This is a genomic window from Teredinibacter purpureus (genome assembly GCF_014217335.1).
Classification (GTDB): Bacteria; Pseudomonadota; Gammaproteobacteria; order Pseudomonadales; family Cellvibrionaceae; genus Teredinibacter; species Teredinibacter purpureus.
In genome coordinates this window covers 1865531-1886091 of sequence record NZ_CP060092.1, presented here as the reverse complement: position 1 = coordinate 1886091, position 20561 = coordinate 1865531, and the positions used below count along the sequence as shown (strand labels likewise).

The window sequence follows — 20561 nt, the reverse complement described above, 5'->3', positions numbered from 1 at the left end:
CTTAATCGGGCCGTCCCGAAACCGTAATACAGCGGTGGCCGTCCACCGAGGTGTTTAAATTGCTTAAGGTTACGATCACTCTATACGTGAAAAAAATAAAAACTTTATGCTGTGGTCACTTGATCAACACCCCACACTAAATATTCAACCGGTGTGGGGTTATAACCATTACAGGGATTATTCAGCTGGGGACAATTGGAGATTAATACAATCACATCCATTGCGGCTTTTAACTCAACATATTTACCCGGCGCAGAAATACCATCTTCAAACGTTAGCCCGCCATCTTGCGTAATCGGCACGTTCATAAAAAAATTAATATTGTGGCTAATGTCGCGCTTGCTAATACCATACTGCGGGTTTTCGGCAATGGCTAACATCCAACTGTCGCGACAGGCATGCATACAACGTTTTTCTAAATCGTAACGCACGGTATTACTTTCCGTTGCACAGGCACCGCCCAAGGTATCGTGGCGACCGCAGGTGTCGGCAACAATATCGAGCATAATGGTGTTGTGGTTTGAACGCAGTTGCGAACCGGTGGTTAAATACACATTGCCCTGCTCACGAATGGTATCGGTTGCGCTATAACGCTCGGCGGGGTTGTGCGCATTAAAAAATAAAGTGTCGGCCGCTTGGTTACCTTCTATATCGAGTATGCGAAACGTTTCGCCGGCTTTTACAACGCCAATGTAGTAATCGCCCGCGTCTATAATGTGACGGCCAATCGCCGCTTCGGCTATTAGAGTACTGGTGGTTAACATGGCTTAAGCGCCCTCCCCTAAGCAATAGAGTGCGTTATTGTGAAAACCACGCCCATTTTCTGGACAAAGATTTTTACAATAATCGTCATCTTGCAGTGTGTGAGCAATTCCCAATTCAATATTGACCGTTGTATCGGGGTAGATAGGCGATTGTTCTAAAGGGTGCGGGCAGGTGTGCAACACGACCAAGGTGTCCATTTCAAAACGCAAGGTCACGTGACTACCAGCGGTACTGTTATTGGTTTCTAGCTGCAGTGCACCAAGATCACTAACGGCCACTTTACTGAACCAGTTAATATTTGCGGCTAGGTCGGCAGCATTTAAACCGTACTTGGCAAGCTCAACCAAAAAAGCATCGTGGCCATTTTGTTTCCACTCGTTACGATCGGTTTGATAATCGCGCGCGCCCCACAGGGCTTCGATATGGGGCGCGTGAGAGTTGCCCGATACTGTATCGTGCCAGCCCACGCTATCGTCCACAATGGAGGCAAATATACGGCCCATGTCAGAATACAAACAATGGCCTTGTGTAAGCTTAAAGGTGTGTTGGCATTTTAAACTGTCGGGCGCATTGTAACGTTCTAAAAGGTTATTGGGGTTGTAAAATAACATGCCCACATTTGCGGCACCGGCCACATCAGTTAAACGCATAATGGTGCCTTTGCGTAGACGCAGCGACCAATGTGCGCCCGACTTTAGCTGTGTGCTGTAGTCAATTGAACGGATGATTTCGCTCATGCTGATTCCTTTATTGTGTGCTCCGTAATTGGACGGAGTTCATTGTCAATTTTTTCGTAAGTAGACGGGTCTACTTTCCCAACGGGTAGATCGTACGTGATGCCCGCACCATAACGGTTCGGTGCATGGGGATCATGACGAGATTTATCAAATACCCATAGGCGTGTACCCAGATAAAAACCTTCTTTTAGATCGTGCGTCACCATAAAAATAGTGAGCTTATGTTCACGCCATAAATTTAACACTAGCTCGTGCATATCGGCCCGAATACCGGGGTCTAATGCACCAAAGGGTTCGTCCAGTAACAGCACACGTGGCTTGCTTAGTAGCGCCTGTGCAATGGCTAAACGTTGCTTCATGCCGCCCGATAATTCATCAGGGTATTGATTGAGTGCGTGATCTAAACCTACTTGGTTTAGCATGGCTTTTGCGTCTTTTTCGGCCGCTACTTTTGCTGCGCCAAATAAATAACCCGTGAGACCTTTTCGTTGAAAACCGCGTGTGGCCATCACATTTTCTAATACGGTCATGTGAGGGAATACCGAATATTGCTGAAACACAATACCGCGATCTGGGCCAGGCTCTTCTGGAATGGGTTGGCCATACAGTAAAATTTGGCCTTTGCTGGGCTGTACAGTACCCAACAACATATTGAGAAACGTACTCTTGCCACAGCCGGAAGCGCCGACAAGGGTGACGAACTCCCCTTCTTCTACAGCAATATTCACATGCTCCAACACCACGTTATCATCGTATTGCTTCCACACGTTTTTAACTTCAATCATGGGTTGATGTGAGTCTGTTTCATTACTCATGATTGCGCTCCTTGTTCGTGCCAAGGAAATAATTTACGGCTTAACGCTCGCAAACCGACATCAATAAAAAAAGCCAAGCATGTAATCCAAGCGACGTAGGGTAGAATTACGTCCATTGCCATATACCGGCGCACCAAGAATATTCGATACCCCAAACCATCGGTAGAGGCCACCGCTTCGGCTGCAATTAAAAATAACCAGCCAGCACCTAAGGATAAACGCACGGCATCAATTAGTTTTGGCATAACTTGCGGCAAGATAACGCGCAGTAATATTTGTGAGGTGTTTGCACCGAGAGTTTGCGCTTTGACGAGTTGCTCAGTGGGTATTTCTTGTGTTCGGCGCTGTATATCCCGCGCGATAAAGGGTGTTATACCCAGCGCGATTAGCACAACTTTTGATAATTCTCCCAGCCCAAATATAATAAAAAGTACCGGTAAAATCGCTAAAGGCGGAATGAGCGATACAACAGTAACAAGCGGCGATAGCCATGCCGAAAAGAGCGGTAGTGCACCTGCGATTACCCCAATAAGCAATCCAATAACGGCCGCGATTAACACGCCAATTCCGAGACGCGTCAGGCTACTCACTGTGTCCTGCCAGAACAAGTACTCTCCTGTACGCTTGCTGGGTTGCAGCGCCATGCGTTCAATACCATCGGCTATTTGGCTAAAACTAGGGAGCAGTTTATCGTTGGGGTTAATATCCAATCGTGCATTAGAACTTACAGCATATATAAATACGAGCAGCACGAAGGGAAGTAAAATTAGAAACAGTTTTAGTGGCTTACTCGGCGTTTGGTTAATCAGTTTTTTCATAATGAACGGCTTCGATTGGTGAGCAGCTAGTGGCAGACAGTTGCGATTGAGAAAATTGCCGGGCCACACCTTGGTGAAATAAGGTGTGGCTAGCATTACTTCTTCGTATCACTGAATCTATTGTCAGCCCGTATTACAATTTTCCGTCGGCGGCCATTTGCATATACGTAGGATCGAAGCGAAATTTCACATTATTTTTATCGCCAAAAGTATTCGCTGGCATTTGTATACCAATAAAACCTGCGCTAGGCGCACCATCGCCTAACAATCCATGCTTGAATGAAAAATTCGCGACGTTTTCCATAGTGGTAACAAGCTGCTCGCTGTTGGTTAACGCCAGCGCCGCCTGAGGGGTATAAAACATTTCGGTACTGGCTAACTGGGCTTCGTAACCGGCCAAGTCGGTACCCGAGGCAACGGCCATATAGGTTTTTACGTCGGTGGCTTGTTTGTTAGAGGCGCTCATAGTGGCCATAATTTCGTACCAAGCACCCACTAAGGCTTTACCTAATGTTGGATTGCTTTTTAGAGTGTCGGTATTAATCACTAACAAGTCGATAATTTCGCCAGGAATTTGTGAAGAGTCGAACACTTTGTGGCTATTAGGCACTGCTGTAATTTCGCTAAGTAACGGGTTCCACGTAGATACCGCCGTAACATCATCTGTACTGTAAACCGCTACCATATCGGCATCAGAAGTGTTCACTACCGTTAAGTCTTTTTCGCTTAGCCCTACGGTTTCTAGGCCGCGAGCTAACAGGTAATGGGAAACACTCAGCTCAACTAAATTAACATTTTGGCCTTTTAAATCTTTTAGGGATTTTTTGCCTTTTAGTACTACGCCATCGTTACCATTGGAAAAATCACCTACTACCAATGCAGTGCTATCCACACCACCGGCTGCGGGTATTGTGAGAGCGTCCATGTTGGTCATGGTGCAGGCATCGAATTCACCCGCACTGTACTGATTAATAGATTCTATATAATCGTTAATCTGTACCACGTCTATTTCAATATCGTATTTGTCGGCCCATTTTTTTACGATACCTTGCTCGGCCCCGTAGGCCCAAGGCATCCAACCCACGTAGATAGACCAACACACTTTAAATTTGTCGGCAGCGTGGGTTAAAGGCGAAAGTGAAATGATGAGTATTAAAGCGATGAAATGCTTCATTGAAAACCTCTTAGACAGTTACATTGATTACACGAAATACCCTGGCAAAACCAAGCAAGTCTCCCGGGCTTTTATCCCGCCGTGTAACCCATGTCCTTTTATCTTCGATGAAAGACTAAAAGGGAGAGGTCGAATGCTCTCGGACCAGCCATCTAAGCTCAATAGTTATTTTGTAAGGAGCTTGATCGGAACCCTAGCGTTCTATTTACCAAATTGTGATGCCCAGTATGCCAAAGGGTACGGAGACATTTACAAAGGTAGTAACGCAAAGTGTGTGCCAGACCGTCACTGGCCGCTAAACCGCCTAATTGACGCGTAATTCGCTTCAATTAGGGCAAAGTAGTGCACAATAATATGGCGGAATGCCGAATAGCGCACCAAGATATCACTCCGTTCAACGGGTTATTGATTGTTCGATTTCTGGTACGCCCCCACAAATCACCAACCTATTTCATCCCACGCGTTTGCGATAGACAACGCAAGGGCGCCTAAAGCAGTAAGGCCGGCCATCCTTTCGCACACGATGCCCGGCCTTACAAAACTGAACTGCAGCGGTGGTGATGTCTCGCACAACGATAGCACCAGAACTTTTCGCGATAGTAGACCGCACCTCCTACGGCGCTTCTAACTCTCGTGATTTCCACAACAAATAGACTGCAGGTAATACCAGCAGGGTCAGTAACACGGCGCTAATCATACCGCCTACCATCGGTGCCGCAATGCGGCTCATCACCTCAGAACCCGTGCCGGTACCGTAGAGAATTGGCAATAAACCAACAATCACGGCCGCTGCGGTCATCATTACAGGACGCACCCGTAACCCTGCACCACGCATAATGGCGTTTTCCAACTGCGCGGCAGTTAGCTTTCCACCCGCGTCTTCCTGTGCGCGTACCCATGCTTGATTGAGGTACACCAACATAATCACACTAATTTCAACCGCAACACCCGCTAACGCAATAAACCCGACACCGACCGCTATCGAAAAATTAAAACTCTGCCAATACATTAGCCAAATACTGCCCACTAACGCGAATGGCAAAGTGCCCATTAGTATTCCAACCTCGGCGAACCGCCGAAAATTAAGAAAGAGTAATAATGCAATGATGGCCAACGTGAGCGGTACTACATACGTAAGCTTAGCTTTAGCGCGTTGCATATATTCATATTGCCCCGACCATGACACAGAATAACCGGCTGGTAGCGTGAGGTTGTCGGCAACAACTTTTTGCGCGGCACTGACATAACGCCCTATATCGATACCTTCTATATCGATTAACGTCCAACCATTAATACGCGCATTTTCGCTTTTAATGCCGGCAGGCCCATTCTCTATACGAATATTTGCCACATCGCCCAGCGCTAGTCGTTCTCCTTTTTCAGTGACAATAGGCAACAACCTTAATTGCTCCGGCGTATTACGATAAGCGTGAGGATAACGTACATTCACAGGGTAACGCTCTAGCCCTTCTACCGTTTGCGTTACATTCATACCTCCAACGGCGGACGCAATAACCTGTTGTATATCGGCGATATTAAGGCCGTAGCGTGCTGCCCGAAGTCGATCTATATCAATTGTTAAATAACGTCCACCGGCTACCCGTTCGGAATAGACCGACGCAGTACCTTCTACGCCCGCCAACAATTGTTCTAGCTGTAGACCTATCTCTTGAATAACGCGTAAATCCGGCCCAGCCACTTTTATGCCAACCGGCGTTTTAATGCCCGTTGCTAACATATCAATACGTGTTTTTATTGGCATTACCCACGCGTTGGTTACACCAGGTAAGGTTACCAATGCATTTAATTCTTTTTTCAAACTTTCCATTGTTACGCCCTCACGCCATTGGTCGCGAGGCTTAAATTGAATAATGGTTTCAATCATGGTTAGGGGGGCAGGGTCGGTTGCGGTATCGGCCCGGCCCATTTTACCCAATACGGTTTTTACCTCTGGCACGGTGGCAATCAGCTTGTCGGTTTGCTGTAATAGTTCTCTGGCCTTACCAATGGAGATGCCTGGGTAGGTCGTGGGCATATACATTAGATCGCCTTCATCCAGCGGCGGAATAAATTCGCTACCTATTTTACCGAGCGGCCACAGTACGGTGGAAAGCACCAGCATTGCGAATACCAATGTTGTTTTAGGGTAAATAAGCACTTTTTTAAGCACCGGCACGTAAACTGCTGTAAGAAATCGGTTTATCGGGTTACGTTGTTCCGCCAATACTTTCCCCCGAATAAATAACCCCATGAGTACCGGCACGAGCGTTATCGCTAATATTGCCGACGCCGCCATAGCATAGGTTTTAGTAAACGCTAAGGGGCTAAACATACGGCCTTCTTGTGCTTCCAAGGTAAAGACCGGTACAAAACTAACGGTAATAATAAGTAGACTAAAAAACAGTGCAGGCCCAACTTCAGACGCAGAGTTGGCAACAATATGCCAGCGATTCTCACGAGTAAGCGGTGTTTTTTCCATATGTTTGTGCATGTTTTCAATCATAACAATGGCACCGTCTATCATCGCACCAATCGCAATGGCTATGCCCCCAAGCGACATGATATTAGCGTTGATACCTTGCATATGCATAACAATAAATGCCGTTAAAATACCAACCGGCAAGCACACAATCGCAACCAATGATGAGCGAATATGAAAAAGAAATACCATACACACCAAGGCTACCACTAAAAATTCTTCGAGTAGTTTATGCCATAAATTTTCGACAGCACTCTCGATTAAATTCGAACGATCATAGACGGTTACTATTTCTACACCTTTAGGTAGCCCCAGCTTTAACTGCGCCAATTTTTCTTTTACCGCAAGAATGGTAGTTTGTGCATTTTCCCCATACCGCATAATCACCACGCCACCAACGGTTTCGCCTTCGCCATTCAGCTCGGCAATGCCCCGTCTCATTTGTGGCCCAGTGCCTATATTAGCGACGTCTTTCAGCAATAATGGCGTACCATTTTTATTCACACCTAAAGGAATCGTAGCAAGATCTGATTCGGATTTTAGATAACCGGTGGCCCTTACCATATATTCAGCTTCGGCCATTTCGATAACGGAAGCTCCCACCTCTTGGTTCGCGCGCTGTATCGCCATTTGAATATGGGAAAGCGGAATGCCAAAAGCGCGTAGTTTTTCTGGGTCAACCGTGATCTGGTATTGTTTAACCATGCCGCCGAGCGTAGCCACTTCGGATACACCCGCTACCGTTTGCAATTCAAACTTTAAAAACCAATCTTGCAGGCTGCGTAACTGACCGAGATCATGCTGCCCTGTTTTATCGATAAGCGAGTAGATAAACACCCAACCAACGCCTGTTGCATCTGGCCCGAGCTGCGGTTTGGCCGCCGGGGGCAGAGAAGGCGCCACTTGGCTTAAATACTCTAGCACCCGGCTGCGCGCCCAATATAGATCGGTATCCTCGTCAAAAATAATATAGACATAGGAATCGCCGAAAAAAGAATATCCACGCACGCTCACCGCACCCGGAACCGAAAGCATAGCGGTGGTTAACGGATAGGTAATGTGATCTTCCACCACTTGCGGTGCCTGCCCCGCGTAGGAGGTTTTAATAATCACCTGCACATCAGACAAATCTGGAATGGCATCTACCGGTGTGTGTTTCAATGAATACAACCCAGCTCCCACGAGAATGACCGTCGCCAGTAATACCAGAAAACGGTTACCAACAGACCAACGAATAATTGATTCGATCATGGGTTATTCCTCTTCCATTGGTATAGCGTGCGTATGCTCCAACGTTACCGGCGAGGCAATATCGTCAACTTGAATAATCACATACTCTCCGCTGGGCGTTTTGTGTATATTCATGCGAAGCGTTGCGTTGGGTGTTAGCAATGACAAATCTATTGGCGTAGCAACGTTGAAGTCCATCGTCATTTCGGGCCAGCCCCACGTAGCAATAGGCGCGTGACTGACCGTAACGTTTCGTTCAGTGTGCTGCACTGAAATAACGTGACCGGAAACCCATACGCTCTCATCCGCTAATTGCTCTGATTGCTCTGATAGTAATCGGGTAAAATCTGAATGTTTACTAGACTCTGAATCTAACAAGAATTGGGCAGAGGTCACCACGCGCTCGCCTGCCGTTAACCCCTCCAAAATCTCGGCGAACCCTTGGTCGATAATGCCCACTTTTACCGCAATGGATTTGAACCGGCCTTCACCTAACGCTAACACCACGCGATCTTGATCCCCCGTACGAATAAGTGCCTCACGTGGAATCACCAACCGTTGTGCTCGATTATTTAATTGAATTGACAACTGCACAAACATATTCGGTTTCAACACACCGTTCGGGTTGTCGAAACTTAGCCTTACACGTGCTGTACGGGTTTCACTGTTAAGCGTTGGATAAATGTATTCCACTACGCCTTCCCAGCTTTCGCCTGGCAAGTAATCGAGAGTCATGGCTACACGATCGTGCACGGCTACCAAGGAGGCCTGCCGCTCAAATACCTCGCCCTCTACCCACACTGAATCTAAAGCGCCCACGCTCAATAATGTCGTTCCGGGCTGAACGTAAAAACCTTCTCGAATATTCAAGTTATCGACAACACCGTCTTGAGGCGCCATAAACGTAACCGTTTGTTGGACATTTTGGTCGCGCACCAGTGTGTCAATAAAGCTGTCCGAAATATGCAAGGCACGCATTCGTTCTTTTGCCGCTGTTACCAAACGGGTGTTGTTGCGATTGATTGCTAGCAGTAGTTCCTCTTGCGCATTTACAAGTTCTGGGGAATACAACGAATATAAGGGCGCATTCTTTTTAACAGGATCGCCCGTGGCCTTTACATAGAGTTTTTCTATCCAACCAGACACGCGAGGATGAATATGCACCAGCCGCTCTTCGTCGTACTGGACATAACCTACGGTGATTATTTCGCGATGAAGCTCACGACGTTCAACCAGCCCTGTGCGCACACCCAAATTATTGACCACGCTGGGCGAGATAATAACGGTACCCGGCCCCTCACCGAGATCGTCAGGCGCTGTGTCATAAACCGGTACCAATTCCATTCCCATGGGGGAAAGCCCAGGTTTATCGCGCTGATAATTAGCGTCCATAGGCGCAACCCAATAGAGCGGTTGTTTGTCTGCTACAAGATGTTCATCCACGCTAGCGCCCTTACCTAGAAGCATAAAGGTGACAATGCTGCCTGCTGCAACGCCAGCCATCATGGCAATAAAAATTGCAGGTTTAAATAAATTAAAGGTGCTCATGTCGATCTCCATGCTGGGTTATGGCCACTGCGCCAACTAAGAAATAATTTATCTGTACAATACTTTTTTTAGTATCAACATCAACATTCAGTGATTCGATAAGTGAATTTAGCTCTGCTATTCGAGCACGAACTACATCAGAAAAACTTGCTTCATCGCTAATATAGGCACTGAGTGACGCCTCAGCTTGTTGAGATAGCTCTTTTAACAGACGTGTGTCCAATAACCGCTGCCGCTCTTGCAAGTGATAATAGTTCACTGATGCAGTATCTAAGCCCGCTTTCAACTGTCGGAGCGCGAGCGCTCTATTGGTTTTAATTATTTCTCGCTGAGCCGTTGCCGCCTGAACTTTTTTGTCCTGTTTATTGCCGGTAAAAAACGGCATATCAAAACTAACTCCGGCTGAAAATAGATCTGCACGGGTATTTCCCGTAGGGTCACTATCACGGTAACCGTAACTTGCATTCAAGCCCCACTGCGGTTTATAACTTTGGTTCACCAAGTGAATATTCGAGGTTGAGGCCGCAATATTTCGCTCGAAGCCTTTAATTTTTGGATGCGCCATAAGAACCGCGGTAAGTTGCTCTGCCCCTTTATTGTGAATAGCTGAAAAGGCCGGTGTTAAACTGACATTCACAGACGCACTCGAGGCTATCGTTAACCGTTCAGCCTCGTAGGGCAACCATTCAATCAGGCCAGCAAGCGCTGTATCACGCTGCTGTCTTAGTCGTGTAAGCCTGTCATCTAACTGAGTCAGTTCGAGTTGCGCGCGTATCACGTCCTGTTGACGTGTGCGCCCAGAAGCTGATGTATAACTGGATTGAGACACATCCACTAAGTGCTCAAACAAGTGTCTATCACGCTCGATAAGGCCAATAGTGTGTTGGTAGCGGTACACTTCCAACCACAGGTGAGATACGGTTACGGCCACACTCGCACGCCGTTCATCTCGAGCAAACGGCTGAGCCTCACTCAAGTTCATTAACTTTTCACGTGTTAATGCACGCGTGTTGCCACGGGGAATAGTTTGTGTAACGCCAATTTTAAATTGCGTCATGGCTTCCTGATGAACATCGAAGCTGTCAAAAGGTAAATTCGCCACGGCAATACTCACCATTGGATCGGGCAACGTACCAGCATGAGCACCCAAAGATTCCAAGCTTTCCTGTCGATTCACACTGCCCGTAATCCAGGGATCAACCGTTTGCGCAATCCGTACGGCCGCATTCAAGGTATAGGGTTCCGCCATAACCGCAACACTTAAACCGTACAACCACACTCCTATAGCGAGCGCGATGGCATTCGTATATGACCGAGTATTTCTGACTTTTATTGTTTTCACTTTCTATCCTTAACCTAGAGATTTGGAAAACCTCTCAACACATTTTGAGTATTCGTATTTGTTCCGTGTTAGAACGCTAGCGGGTGAATACCACGCATTAAAGGGGCTAATCTAACTGCAGAACGAGATGAATGCCCACCGCATTAATAATGCTGTCGCCAATAGAAATACCGTTAGCATCACAAGCCTAACGACCACACACCTAACGCGTGACAGTACGTCAGTAACTATCGTTAGGACATTTCAAACGGTGACAGAATTAAAAGAGATTAACGCTTAATCGGAGGGCGAAAGAAAGGGAGAGGGTGTTCAGATAAGGTAGAGGTATTTTCAGCAACAAATAAACGCGGTAACCGCACAAATGTAACAGCGGTGTGCATTGAAATAACAGCACTGCTGTGATGGCACACGGTCATGGTACAGTTATCACCACAACAGCTATTGTCATCTGCCGGAGTATCGCTATCGATACTGTGACAACTCGGGATTCCGTGATTCATTTCTGATGGGGTTGAGGGTAGGCTTTCGGGGTATTGAACGGTAGCAATAGACTGAACGCAAAAAATTGATAATGCCAGGAGCAGCCATAGGCGAGTCATAGCATGACATTTTATGAGTTTCATCCGAGACTACCTCCCGTTCTTACGACAAAAAAAGATGAATGAAGTATGTAGGCAGCGCGTATATATGAGGCCTATACATGAAGCTTAACATAAGACCTAACAACACCCCTTAAGAGGCCGCGTTGGCCATTCAGTTCCATCGCTAGAACGTAGGTTGAAGCCTTTGCCCAAAACAAGCCACAGGCGGCGCTTCTAGGAATTTTAACACGATTACGTTCAAACGCTTCATATTTGCATAAATCAGCAGAAATTCCCACGTAAAACCACCCGCCGCGCCACTAACCAACACGCTTATGTATTGGTTAGTGGCGCCAGAGAGGCGGATTCAACACGCTATAACCAACAATTATTTCGTTTGAATATAGCGTCTAAGATCTACATGCCCCATAACACCCGCCGATAAAGGTGGTTTTGCAGCCTTAGACTTAGCACTCAATAGCAGCGGTGCCACGCCGGCAACACTGGGTATAGCCAGGGCAACAGCCCCTTTATTTTTGATAAATTGTCTTCGCGTTAAACTCATAATGGCTCCATTGTCCTATGATTAAGTCACTAACTATTACTTAATATTTTTGCTGCCAGTGACGGGAATACTCGGTGTATTACACGTAATAACGTTGCTTTTCCAACATAAATTTTAGTTTTTCCGCTCACTACCCCCGCGAGTAATTTTTCTGCAAATACCGATGCCGTAATCGTTTTGGAGCCTCGGCCAGCCGTCATCTCCGTTTCTACCAATGGAGGAAACACTGAAACGACCGATACGTTTGTATCGACCAATTGGTACCCCAATGCAGTGGAGAAATTCATTAGCGCGGCTTTGGTAGCACAATAAACCGGCGCACTTCGCTTAGGCGTGAGAGCAAGGCAAGAACAAATATTCACAATGGCCGATTTGTTCGATTTTTTTATCAGCGGTAAAAACAGGTCGATCAACAATACCTGCGCTGTAAAATTAATCTCGATTTCATCCTGTATAGTCTGGCCTTGATCTGCGTTCCCCTCACCTATTGTCATGGCATACTGAACACCCGCATTATTAATCAGGAAATCAACGCTTCCCCATTTTGTTTCGGCAGCGGCCAATAACGCATGTCGTCCGTTGTCCGTCGCAATATCCGCTTGCACAATATGCACATTGGGAAATTCTTTTTGCAAGGCACTCAGCTTATCTACATTTCGACCACAGGTTATTACCTGCGCACCAGCCGAGAGGCATTGTTTGACCAACTCTCGGCCAATACCCGCCGTGCCGCCTGTAACAATAATTTTTTTACCACCTAATTCCATATCAGCTCCGTTACGCGTTTATTATTTTTTCAGCAACCAAGGCACCCGATAAAACAGCAGCGCCGGCATGGTCACCGGGTGGGTATACAGTATGACCCGCTCGGTATATACCCGTTTCTAAATCAATATTATCGGGTTTAGCGCCTTGATGAATATAAGGCATAACTCTACTCGACATTCCATGACGAGTTTCAAAATCATCGGGAGACATAAAGTACTCATACTGTATGCCACTTAACACGCCCGGCAATAAGGTTTCGATATGAGCATCTATATACGTCCTGTACCGTTGCTGTTGTTGCAAACTAGGAGACGTAATACCCCGCGGCATGTAAAAAAAACAATTAAGGGTGTAACAATCCGGCCTTCCTTTAATGTCACTCTTAAAGATATGGAAGGCAAACGCCTCTGGCCATTCGCCTCGGTCTATCTGAGGAAACCAGGTCTCAATGTTTGGCGGATAATGCACGAGGGTATGAACCCCTACGGGAAATTCGACCGACTTATCAATGGTCAATAACAGCATACTCAACGGCACGCCTCTTTTAGTATTGTGCTCATAGAGCGATACCTGCTCCGTAGAATTTACCAACGCATTTGCAGTATAAATCTCGCCGCTATCGATGAGTATCTGATATTGATTGTCGAGCAACACCTGTTTTTGGGCATACACCCCTAAACATAAAACGCCACCCAGTGAAGTGAAACGTTTAGCCAGCGCATCGGCCATAACCTGAGGCCCACCAACGGGCGTAGCAGGCTTAGTGTAACCATACCCATACTTACCATCCAAACCAATAAAGCTAGACGGCAGATCGTAAGGTGCAACACCCATCAAATAGGCAGGAAGCTGTACGATGTCGCGTACCAATCCCGGGGCTAAGGTCTGCTCAGCAAACTGTCCCAATACAGGAAAGCCGCGCCCGAGCATGGCCTTAATTAACCCACCGATAAAACGTAAAAATTGCTTAGGTTCGTTGCTTACCAAGGCTTTTATAAACGCGCCGCCTAACGGCGCTTCGATCAAAGCATCGAGGTAATGTACAACCGTTTTTTTCTGTTCGAACACCACATCTACGTCTAGTGATTTAAAGAGTTTGACTAACCCTTGGCCGAAATCATTGCATGCGATAGTAAACTCATATCCTCCCTGTGTAAAAGTACCGCATAGGCCTCCAACGCGTTCGTTTTTATCCAATAATAGAACGCGCTTTCCCGAGCGTTGAAGTTTTATGGCTGACACCAATCCAGAAAGACCGGCGCCAACAACAATCACATCATAGTTAGTGTTACTTTGAGGAACCATGTTAATCTCCGCCAAACCGATTAGTAATAACGCCGCCGGAATTCACGAATTAACTTATCCGCGGATCGTAAAGCCAAAGCGTGCAGCGTTAGTGTGGGATTGACAGAACTACCGGTTACAAATAACGACGCGCCGCCTATGTATAAATTTTTAACGCCATGCACACGGCCCCATCTATCCGTCGCCGATTCTTGAGGAGAATGCCCCATAGCCATTCCACCCATTGGGTGAGATTCGAATTCCCGCGAAATATGAGTTTCGTAGGCACCCGAAGCGGTGAGTACTTCGTCCATAGTGCCTTGTGCGTCGGTTAGAGCCATCATGTCATTCTCGTGATATTCGTAATGAACATGTGCCTGAGGAATACCGTATTCATCCACTTCAGTTGTTGATAATTGAATGCGATTATCGGCGACGGGTACACCTTCAACAAACGACACCATAAATAACGAATGATTAAACGCCGCGACCTTTTCCTTTAACGCCACACCATTAAATTGTTCAAGAGGGTCAATGGCGAGAACGCCTGCACCTGCGCCGTTTAACGACAGTAACGTAAAGCCACCACCGTAGCCATTTTCGCTACCACGGTCACAACTATCGAGCGTCATGAGGTTACCCATATTGTGGCCTATACTACTGTTAAGTAACGCGTGGGTTTGTCCATATCCCACAATACCAAGATGCGCAAAAAAACCACGACCGATTTGATCGTACCGATTACCGATACCATTAGGATGCGCATTGCTCCGAGAGGCCAATAACAACCGTGGCGTTTCGATTGGGTTATTACAGACCACAACAAAGCGCGCTTTTACTCGATGTGATTCCCCGCTTTCGTCATCTATAAACTCAACACCCTTTGCGCGATGCCCCCTATGGCTCGTAATAATTTTTGTCACGGTCGACAAGTAAGATAACGTCAGAAGGCCCGTTTCCAGCGCCGGTTCAATTAAGACTTTGTCGGCCTGATACTTAGCATCTATACGACAACCAGAACGACAAAAACCACAATGCACACATTCAGGAGAATCATTATAGGGTTGTGAATTTGTAGCGATACGACCGGGTGTAGAGCGCAATCCAAGCTGGCCGAGACCTTGCTTTAACGCCTCCGAACCGGGATAAAGAGGGAGCGGAGGATTAGGCGGCAATACGGCACTCGCATCCCACGGGGTTGGCCCCCCAGAAACACCCATATGCTGTTCGGCTTCATCATAATAGGGTTCCAACGTTTTTAGCCCTATTGGCCAGTCTCTTACCGATGTTCCCTCTATGTGCCCCCAGCGAGAGCCAAATTCAAAATCTCTCTCGAAAAAACGCAGCGCAACCGCTGTCCACGCCAGCGTACCGCCCCCCACTGCGCGCCCTAAGTTAGGCGTACGGCGAAAAGCTTCACCCGTAACTTCGTAAGGGTTGTTATCCCATAAATGGCTGAAAATCCCTAATTCATTTTCAATAAAATCGTCGCTATGATTTTTAAAATAGGGGCCTTTTTCTATCGCCAGTACTTTTAGCCCTGCGTTCACTAACTTATGAATGTATGCAGCACCTGCAGCACCCGCGCCCACTATAACGACATCATATTGCCGTTCTAAATCTGCTGTTATTCCCATGGTAATATCCTGATTTTTTATTATTTATTTTTATAACGCCATTATTAAATGGTGTGTCCGCCCGTATCGATACTCGGGCCAGGCATGCCAATCGCTTCATAAGCCGGCGGTAGAGCATAATAATTAAGGACAATTAATTTTCGAAACGGCTCGAAAAAAGGGTGTAACTCAGGAACTTCGGCTATTAGCGCAATAAAAGACTGCTTTTCTTCGGACGTTAGTGCGTTCAGCTCTTTTCCGAAAAACTGCAGTGGAAGAGAGGCAACATACGCCAAACTCTGAAAAAACAACTGTTCTTGCTCGAACGGCCAACTCGCCGCCACGTCTAACACCATTTCCGCTACAGGTAATTGGTGCGCGCCCAAACTGTCTGTTTGCGGAATAATACCTTCAGCGAGATCTCGTATCATGTCTAGATTTGTCATAGTCATATTCGCGCCTATTGTGCTGCTGTAGAGTAGGAATGAATGCTGCTGGTGTACAGAGACGCAGCCTTAGTACGCTGTATTTTTCCGCTGGTTGTGACGGGAATGGTATGGGCTGGGACCCATAAAATCTCGTCAACTTTAACGCCAGTGTCGGCTTGAATTTGGGCGAAAAGTTCCGGCTTAATAGTGGTGTGAAACGCCTCTTTTTTTATACGACTTTCATAAAGAACCACTAATTTTTCACTATTGTTTACAGGATCGACTAGGTTAAAACATGCGGCGCGTCGAACCTGAAGTGGAGCATAGTTACGCACGAAGCATTCAATATCGTAGGGAAATATATTCTCACCTCGCCGACTGAACATTTCATCACCACGGCCAAAGATAATTAATTCATCATCCTTAAAAACGGCAATATCGCGTGTATCACAAAACCCTTTTTCATCCAATAACGCGACACGCTCACCATCAACATACGCCCATTTCGCAACACTATCCCCCCGCAAATGCAGACGACCACTTCCGTCTGGCTGAACGTCGCGTAGTTCGTAATCAAAACCACGCAATAAGGGCCCGTTCGCCACGAACCTTTTTTCCCCGCCCACGATAAGAATTTCGCCACCGGCCGCGTTACCCGAAACGCCAACTGTCGCTTCGGCCAAGCCATAGGACGGGTTAATAACGCCTTCGCCCAAGCCATACCGACCTAACACATTCCGCAAAGCCGTTATGGTTTCGGGCGCAATGGGTTCTGCCGCAACTGACCACCACCGCAAAGAGGAAATATTCAGATCCTCTACTTTGGGTTTCTTTATAGCAACGGCTCGCAGGATAACTTCGAGTGCGAAATTCGGCATGCACACACAGGTTGCTTGAAATCGTTGTACGAACTCCATAAATCGTAATGGCCGTTTTACAAAATAGAACGGCGTTACCATTACCATGGGTATTTGATTAAATAGACACATCAAGAAGTTGGCCACCAGGCCGTAGTCGTGATAGGTAGGCAGCCACGAGATATAAGTATCCCGCTCGCTCGTAACACCAATACGTTCGGTAATGGCCGAAATATTATCAGTAACATTTCTATAACTAATAATAATGCCTTTAGGTGCGCTTGTGCTTCCAGAGGTATACTGAATAAAGGCATCGTCTTCGTACGCTACACGGCGTTCCACGGAATTTTCGCGATTAGGCTCAACCGATAACGGGCTTACCATCGCCACACTAGTCAAATTTTTCATTTCTACAAACTCGACCATGTCAGCATTTGGCAAAGCCTGCCATAACATATGATCATTTCGTTCACAGATAAAAAATTGGTGGAAGTTCAAAAGCGGCGCAACACGCTGGCTAAATGAACCTCCGCCAGACATGGTTATTGAAGGCGGCATGGGAACAGGTACTGCACCCAGCATCCATAACCCTAACCACGTGAGAACGAACTCTGGTGAGTTTTGTGCACACAACAGCACTCTATCGCCACGAGACACGCCTAACGCCTCGAGCTTATCTTTAACAGTAAGCGAGCGGTAGTAAAGCTCTTGATAAGAATAAAAGTTAAAGTCCAGTTTATCCTCAATAAAAAACTCTATGCCTTTATCATCACAAGATTCTAGATGGTCCCATAACGATTGCTGAATTTCGTAGTCGTTTTTATTCACATCCTTCACGCGACATTCTCCTCTGTTGTTGATGTAACCTCTAGCTCAAGCATGATTTCGTATAGATCATTAACGCACAACAGATTGCTGAGCTGCGATGAAGGTATAGCAACATCAAACGCGTCTTCAATATCACTAATGGCTAGCATCATGCTAAATGAATCGAACCCCAAATCTTCCACAAAACGTGATTTAACAGATATTTCACGCGGAGACTTGGTGTGCGTTTTTATTATTTCCAACAGCGTTATTTTCATTGATATCAGTTCCTTCTAATGGGGTTTTATCGACAAGGTAAGGGCGTAACTTTTTGAAAACAGCCAGTGCTCTATCTAAATCTTTCCATTCATGATTGGCCATATAACTTGTCCTGAACCCCGACTGGAAGTCTGGCACCGCTGGTGGTATGACAGGGTTAACAAAAACCCCCTCTTCAAAAAACTTTTTATAGGCCGCTAACGCCAATGTTTCATCACCAAAGACAACCGGCACGATCGGCGTATTGTTGTATTCCGCCATATACCCCATTTCCTTTAAGGCATCGGCCATATACTTTGATTTTTCAAGTAGTTGCACACGACGCTCTGGCTCAGCATCGACAAGGCGAAGTGACTCTCGTACAGCTGCCACCACACCGGCGGGCAAACTTGCCGAGAAAATATGGCCACCCGCCTTGTGCTTAATAAATTCCACTACGTCTTCGCTCGCAGCAATAAAACCACCCAAAGAGGCCAACGATTTACTAAACGTTCCCATCACAATATCCACGCGGTCAACTACGTTATGTAATTCCGATACACCGCGCCCAGTTTCACCAAGAACGCCAAACGCATGAGATTCGTCCACAAATAACCGGCAACCATACTTTTCCTTTAAGTCGCACATCGTTGAAAGGTCTGCTACGGTGCCTTCCATGCTAAACACCGAATCGGTCACCCATAAACAGGGCCTTCCAACGTTTCGCTTAAGAATTCTCTCGGCATGAGCTAAATCACAGTGTCGAAATAGCGCGATATCAGCACCCGACAATCGAACACCATCGTATAGGCTGCGGTGGTTTCGCTCGTCCATCAAAACCAGCGTATCGCGATTACACAACGCAGAAAGCGCTGCAAGGTTAGTTTGGTAGCCTGTACTGCAAAGAACGGCCGAAGGTTTGTTAACAAACGCCGCCAACTCTTTCTCTAACTTCGCATGTAAATCTAACGTGCCGTTTAAAAGCGGAGAACCACTACAACCGGAGCCATATTTTTGGGTTGCTTCCACAGAGGCTTTGATAACGCCTGGATGAGAATTCAAACCGAGATAAGAGTTCGTACCAATAAGCACAACGTCCTCTCCATTCTCATTGACAATGGACGAGCTTTGCGAAGATCGAAACTCCGGGTAAAACCCGTATATTTTTCCCATTTTTAACAGACTATGCTTGTATTCTCTATCCGCAATTTTAAAGACATCTTGCGGCGAACAGTTATCCTGCATTGACCTGATCATTTCAATCCAATCAACGTCAGTGAACGATGTCTGTTCACCTGTTTTATTCGCATGAAGAACTTCCGGCAGGTCAATATTTTCAGTTAACAACCGCGCAAGCGTTTTCGAATACTCGTCACTATCTCTGTGTTTTACGAAATATGTAAGGGGCTCCATTGTGGCACCTAATAATTTTTTAGGTATGTAGTTGGTGATACCCATTTCAAAACAAGATTTCCCTAATTCGAACGCACGCTTTATCGATAACACTGAAGCCGTTCGATAGAGACTAACCTTGCTATAGAGCGGAAAGTCGTAGTCAACCCCCCAGTCCAGCATGGTATAGTCGTCACTACCGAAAACGTTATACATAAACGCAACGAGTTTTCCCTCGTAACGAAAGGCTATAATTTCGCTATTCTCATGTAACCATTTTGCTGATTGGATAAAATAGGCTTCGTTTAATTGTTCGCGGCTATAATCTTTTGCTTTGGCGTTAACCTTCTTCCAAAGATGTTCGAGCTCCGACGAAAGGGTGGAATAATCATTTATCACTTCTACCTGTACGCCAAATTTCTCTTCAGTTTTCAGTGCCGTTTTTAACTTATGCCTATCTTTGCTGTTCAGTGACATGAGGTAGTCGTCAAAACATTCCCATCGCAACGGTAGGCTTGCATTGGCAAAACCCAACGCAGGGTAAAAACCCGCAGGCTCTAGCACTTCCCGGTAAAGCTCAAGATTCTCGTAAGGAATATCACGAATTAACATGAAATCTGCATTTTCTTCCTCGCAATAGGCTTGCATATGCTGCGCGGCCTGAGCGAGACAAAAAGCAGTATCTTCTTGTTTGTTAACATCTAACGCCTCGCCTATCATGGTAAACATTCCCATTTCGTAGACTTTAAACGTCATAAAATCTGGGTAGAGTGCTTTGACTGACTTTTTCACACCGTCAGTCATTTTTTTATCCATCGTTGTAAAATCCATATCAACTTCATAAAAGTTGGCCCGCCCGATGGTTTCGCCTTCGGCGTCATCGATTAGGGCGTAGCGGTGCTTTAACTTATTAATACCTGAGTCTTCTACTGTTTTAAGAAACGAATAATCTAAACCAGATTGGCTAAAGCCGTTCAAATCCCACTGGTGGCGCTCACACTCATCCAATGAGTGGAAAACTGTTGTGCTGTCCTGTAACTTTTCAAACAATGTAGAGACCATAACCCTATCCTTATTTTCAAACTGCCCGCGAGCCC

The 20561-nt window shown here is 46.3% G+C and carries 17 protein-coding genes and 1 riboswitch; all 17 genes read right to left on the bottom strand.

Features of this window, described 5'->3' with window-relative positions:
- Positions 1-104 precede the first annotated feature (104 nt).
- The 17 genes from H5647_RS08040 to H5647_RS07960 all read right to left on the bottom strand — a co-directional run bounded on the left by H5647_RS08040 (position 105) and on the right by H5647_RS07960 (position 20526).
- Positions 105-764, bottom strand: coding sequence for an urea amidolyase associated protein UAAP2 (locus H5647_RS08040; RefSeq protein WP_045857714.1), 660 nt, complete (start codon positions 762-764; stop codon positions 105-107).
- A gap of 3 nt (positions 765-767) precedes the next feature.
- Positions 768-1502: an urea amidolyase associated protein UAAP1 gene (locus H5647_RS08035; protein ID WP_045857712.1), complete on the bottom strand. Its 735-nt coding sequence runs from the start codon at positions 1500-1502 to the stop codon at positions 768-770.
- On the bottom strand, positions 1499-2317 hold the full coding sequence (locus H5647_RS08030; RefSeq protein WP_236074829.1) for an ABC transporter ATP-binding protein: 819 nt from the start codon (positions 2315-2317) through the stop codon (positions 1499-1501). Before H5647_RS08030 ends, H5647_RS08035 begins: the two co-directional genes overlap by 4 nt.
- Positions 2314-3135: an ABC transporter permease gene (locus tag H5647_RS08025; RefSeq protein ID WP_045861216.1), complete on the bottom strand. Its 822-nt coding sequence runs from the start codon at positions 3133-3135 to the stop codon at positions 2314-2316. Before H5647_RS08025 ends, H5647_RS08030 begins: the two co-directional genes overlap by 4 nt.
- Before the next feature lie 133 nt (positions 3136-3268).
- Positions 3269-4309, bottom strand: a complete 1041-nt coding sequence (locus tag H5647_RS08020) for a putative urea ABC transporter substrate-binding protein (protein WP_082086997.1) — start codon at positions 4307-4309, stop codon at positions 3269-3271.
- A 58-nt stretch (positions 4310-4367) separates the two neighbouring features.
- A riboswitch (guanidine-I (ykkC/yxkD leader) is annotated at positions 4368-4517 on the bottom strand.
- A gap of 405 nt (positions 4518-4922) precedes the next feature.
- Positions 4923-8039 carry an efflux RND transporter permease subunit gene (locus tag H5647_RS08015; protein ID WP_045857703.1) on the bottom strand — a complete coding sequence of 1039 codons (3117 nt, stop codon included), beginning with the start codon at positions 8037-8039 and terminating at the stop codon, positions 4923-4925.
- 3 nt (positions 8040-8042) lie between these two features.
- A complete protein-coding gene (locus tag H5647_RS08010; protein ID WP_052691942.1) occupies positions 8043-9566 on the bottom strand; it encodes an efflux RND transporter periplasmic adaptor subunit in 1524 nt (507 codons plus the stop codon).
- Positions 9553-10908, bottom strand: a complete 1356-nt coding sequence (locus tag H5647_RS08005) for a TolC family protein (RefSeq protein ID WP_236074827.1) — start codon at positions 10906-10908, stop codon at positions 9553-9555. The genes H5647_RS08010 and H5647_RS08005 overlap by 14 nt, the downstream gene beginning before the upstream one ends.
- Positions 10909-11177: 269 nt before the next feature.
- On the bottom strand, positions 11178-11531 hold the full coding sequence (locus tag H5647_RS08000) for a hypothetical protein (RefSeq protein ID WP_162926327.1): 354 nt from the start codon (positions 11529-11531) through the stop codon (positions 11178-11180).
- A gap of 346 nt (positions 11532-11877) precedes the next feature.
- On the bottom strand, positions 11878-12054 hold the full coding sequence (locus H5647_RS07995) for a hypothetical protein (RefSeq protein ID WP_162926326.1): 177 nt from the start codon (positions 12052-12054) through the stop codon (positions 11878-11880).
- Positions 12055-12083: 29 nt separating this feature from the next.
- Positions 12084-12821: an SDR family oxidoreductase gene (locus tag H5647_RS07990; RefSeq protein WP_045857699.1), complete on the bottom strand. Its 738-nt coding sequence runs from the start codon at positions 12819-12821 to the stop codon at positions 12084-12086.
- Between the two features lie 10 nt (positions 12822-12831).
- Positions 12832-14127: a phytoene desaturase family protein gene (locus H5647_RS07985; RefSeq protein WP_045857696.1), complete on the bottom strand. Its 1296-nt coding sequence runs from the start codon at positions 14125-14127 to the stop codon at positions 12832-12834.
- Positions 14128-14147: 20 nt separating this feature from the next.
- Positions 14148-15743 carry a GMC oxidoreductase gene (locus tag H5647_RS07980; RefSeq protein ID WP_045857695.1) on the bottom strand — a complete coding sequence of 532 codons (1596 nt, stop codon included), beginning with the start codon at positions 15741-15743 and terminating at the stop codon, positions 14148-14150.
- A gap of 44 nt (positions 15744-15787) precedes the next feature.
- On the bottom strand, positions 15788-16174 hold the full coding sequence (locus H5647_RS07975; RefSeq protein WP_082086996.1) for a gluconate 2-dehydrogenase subunit 3 family protein: 387 nt from the start codon (positions 16172-16174) through the stop codon (positions 15788-15790).
- Positions 16175-16182: 8 nt separating this feature from the next.
- Positions 16183-17844 (bottom strand): AMP-binding protein, encoded by a 1662-nt coding sequence (locus tag H5647_RS07970; protein ID WP_045857691.1) that lies wholly within the window; start codon positions 17842-17844, stop codon positions 16183-16185.
- The gene (locus H5647_RS07965) at positions 17841-18092 is read right to left on the bottom strand and encodes an acyl carrier protein (protein WP_045857689.1); all 252 of its coding nucleotides are present in this window, start codon (positions 18090-18092) and stop codon (positions 17841-17843) included. Before H5647_RS07965 ends, H5647_RS07970 begins: the two co-directional genes overlap by 4 nt.
- Positions 18040-20526 carry an 8-amino-7-oxononanoate synthase family protein gene (locus H5647_RS07960; protein ID WP_052691941.1) on the bottom strand — a complete coding sequence of 829 codons (2487 nt, stop codon included), beginning with the start codon at positions 20524-20526 and terminating at the stop codon, positions 18040-18042. The genes H5647_RS07965 and H5647_RS07960 overlap by 53 nt, the downstream gene beginning before the upstream one ends.
- Positions 20527-20561 lie beyond the last annotated feature (35 nt).

Excerpts from the sequence above, each read along its gene's own strand:
- H5647_RS08040 (WP_045857714.1), bottom strand. The coding sequence starts at position 764 with ATGTTAACCACCAGTACTCTAATAGCCGAAGCGGCGATTGGCCGTCAC.
- H5647_RS08035 (WP_045857712.1), bottom strand. The coding sequence starts at position 1,502 with ATGAGCGAAATCATCCGTTCAATTGACTACAGCACACAGCTAAAGTCG.
- H5647_RS08030 (WP_236074829.1), bottom strand. The coding sequence starts at position 2,317 with ATGAGTAATGAAACAGACTCACATCAACCCATGATTGAAGTTAAAAAC.
- H5647_RS08025 (WP_045861216.1), bottom strand. The coding sequence starts at position 3,135 with ATGAAAAAACTGATTAACCAAACGCCGAGTAAGCCACTAAAACTGTTT.
- H5647_RS08020 (WP_082086997.1), bottom strand. The coding sequence starts at position 4,309 with ATGAAGCATTTCATCGCTTTAATACTCATCATTTCACTTTCGCCTTTA.
- H5647_RS08015 (WP_045857703.1), bottom strand. The coding sequence starts at position 8,039 with ATGATCGAATCAATTATTCGTTGGTCTGTTGGTAACCGTTTTCTGGTA.
- H5647_RS08010 (WP_052691942.1), bottom strand. The coding sequence starts at position 9,566 with ATGAGCACCTTTAATTTATTTAAACCTGCAATTTTTATTGCCATGATG.
- H5647_RS08000 (WP_162926327.1), bottom strand. The coding sequence starts at position 11,531 with ATGAAACTCATAAAATGTCATGCTATGACTCGCCTATGGCTGCTCCTG.
- H5647_RS07995 (WP_162926326.1), bottom strand. The coding sequence starts at position 12,054 with ATGAGTTTAACGCGAAGACAATTTATCAAAAATAAAGGGGCTGTTGCC.
- H5647_RS07990 (WP_045857699.1), bottom strand. The coding sequence starts at position 12,821 with ATGGAATTAGGTGGTAAAAAAATTATTGTTACAGGCGGCACGGCGGGT.
- H5647_RS07985 (WP_045857696.1), bottom strand. The coding sequence starts at position 14,127 with ATGGTTCCTCAAAGTAACACTAACTATGATGTGATTGTTGTTGGCGCC.
- H5647_RS07980 (WP_045857695.1), bottom strand. The coding sequence starts at position 15,743 with ATGGGAATAACAGCAGATTTAGAACGGCAATATGATGTCGTTATAGTG.
- H5647_RS07975 (WP_082086996.1), bottom strand. The coding sequence starts at position 16,174 with ATGACTATGACAAATCTAGACATGATACGAGATCTCGCTGAAGGTATT.
- H5647_RS07965 (WP_045857689.1), bottom strand. The coding sequence starts at position 18,092 with ATGAAAATAACGCTGTTGGAAATAATAAAAACGCACACCAAGTCTCCG.
- H5647_RS07960 (WP_052691941.1), bottom strand. The coding sequence starts at position 20,526 with ATGGTCTCTACATTGTTTGAAAAGTTACAGGACAGCACAACAGTTTTC.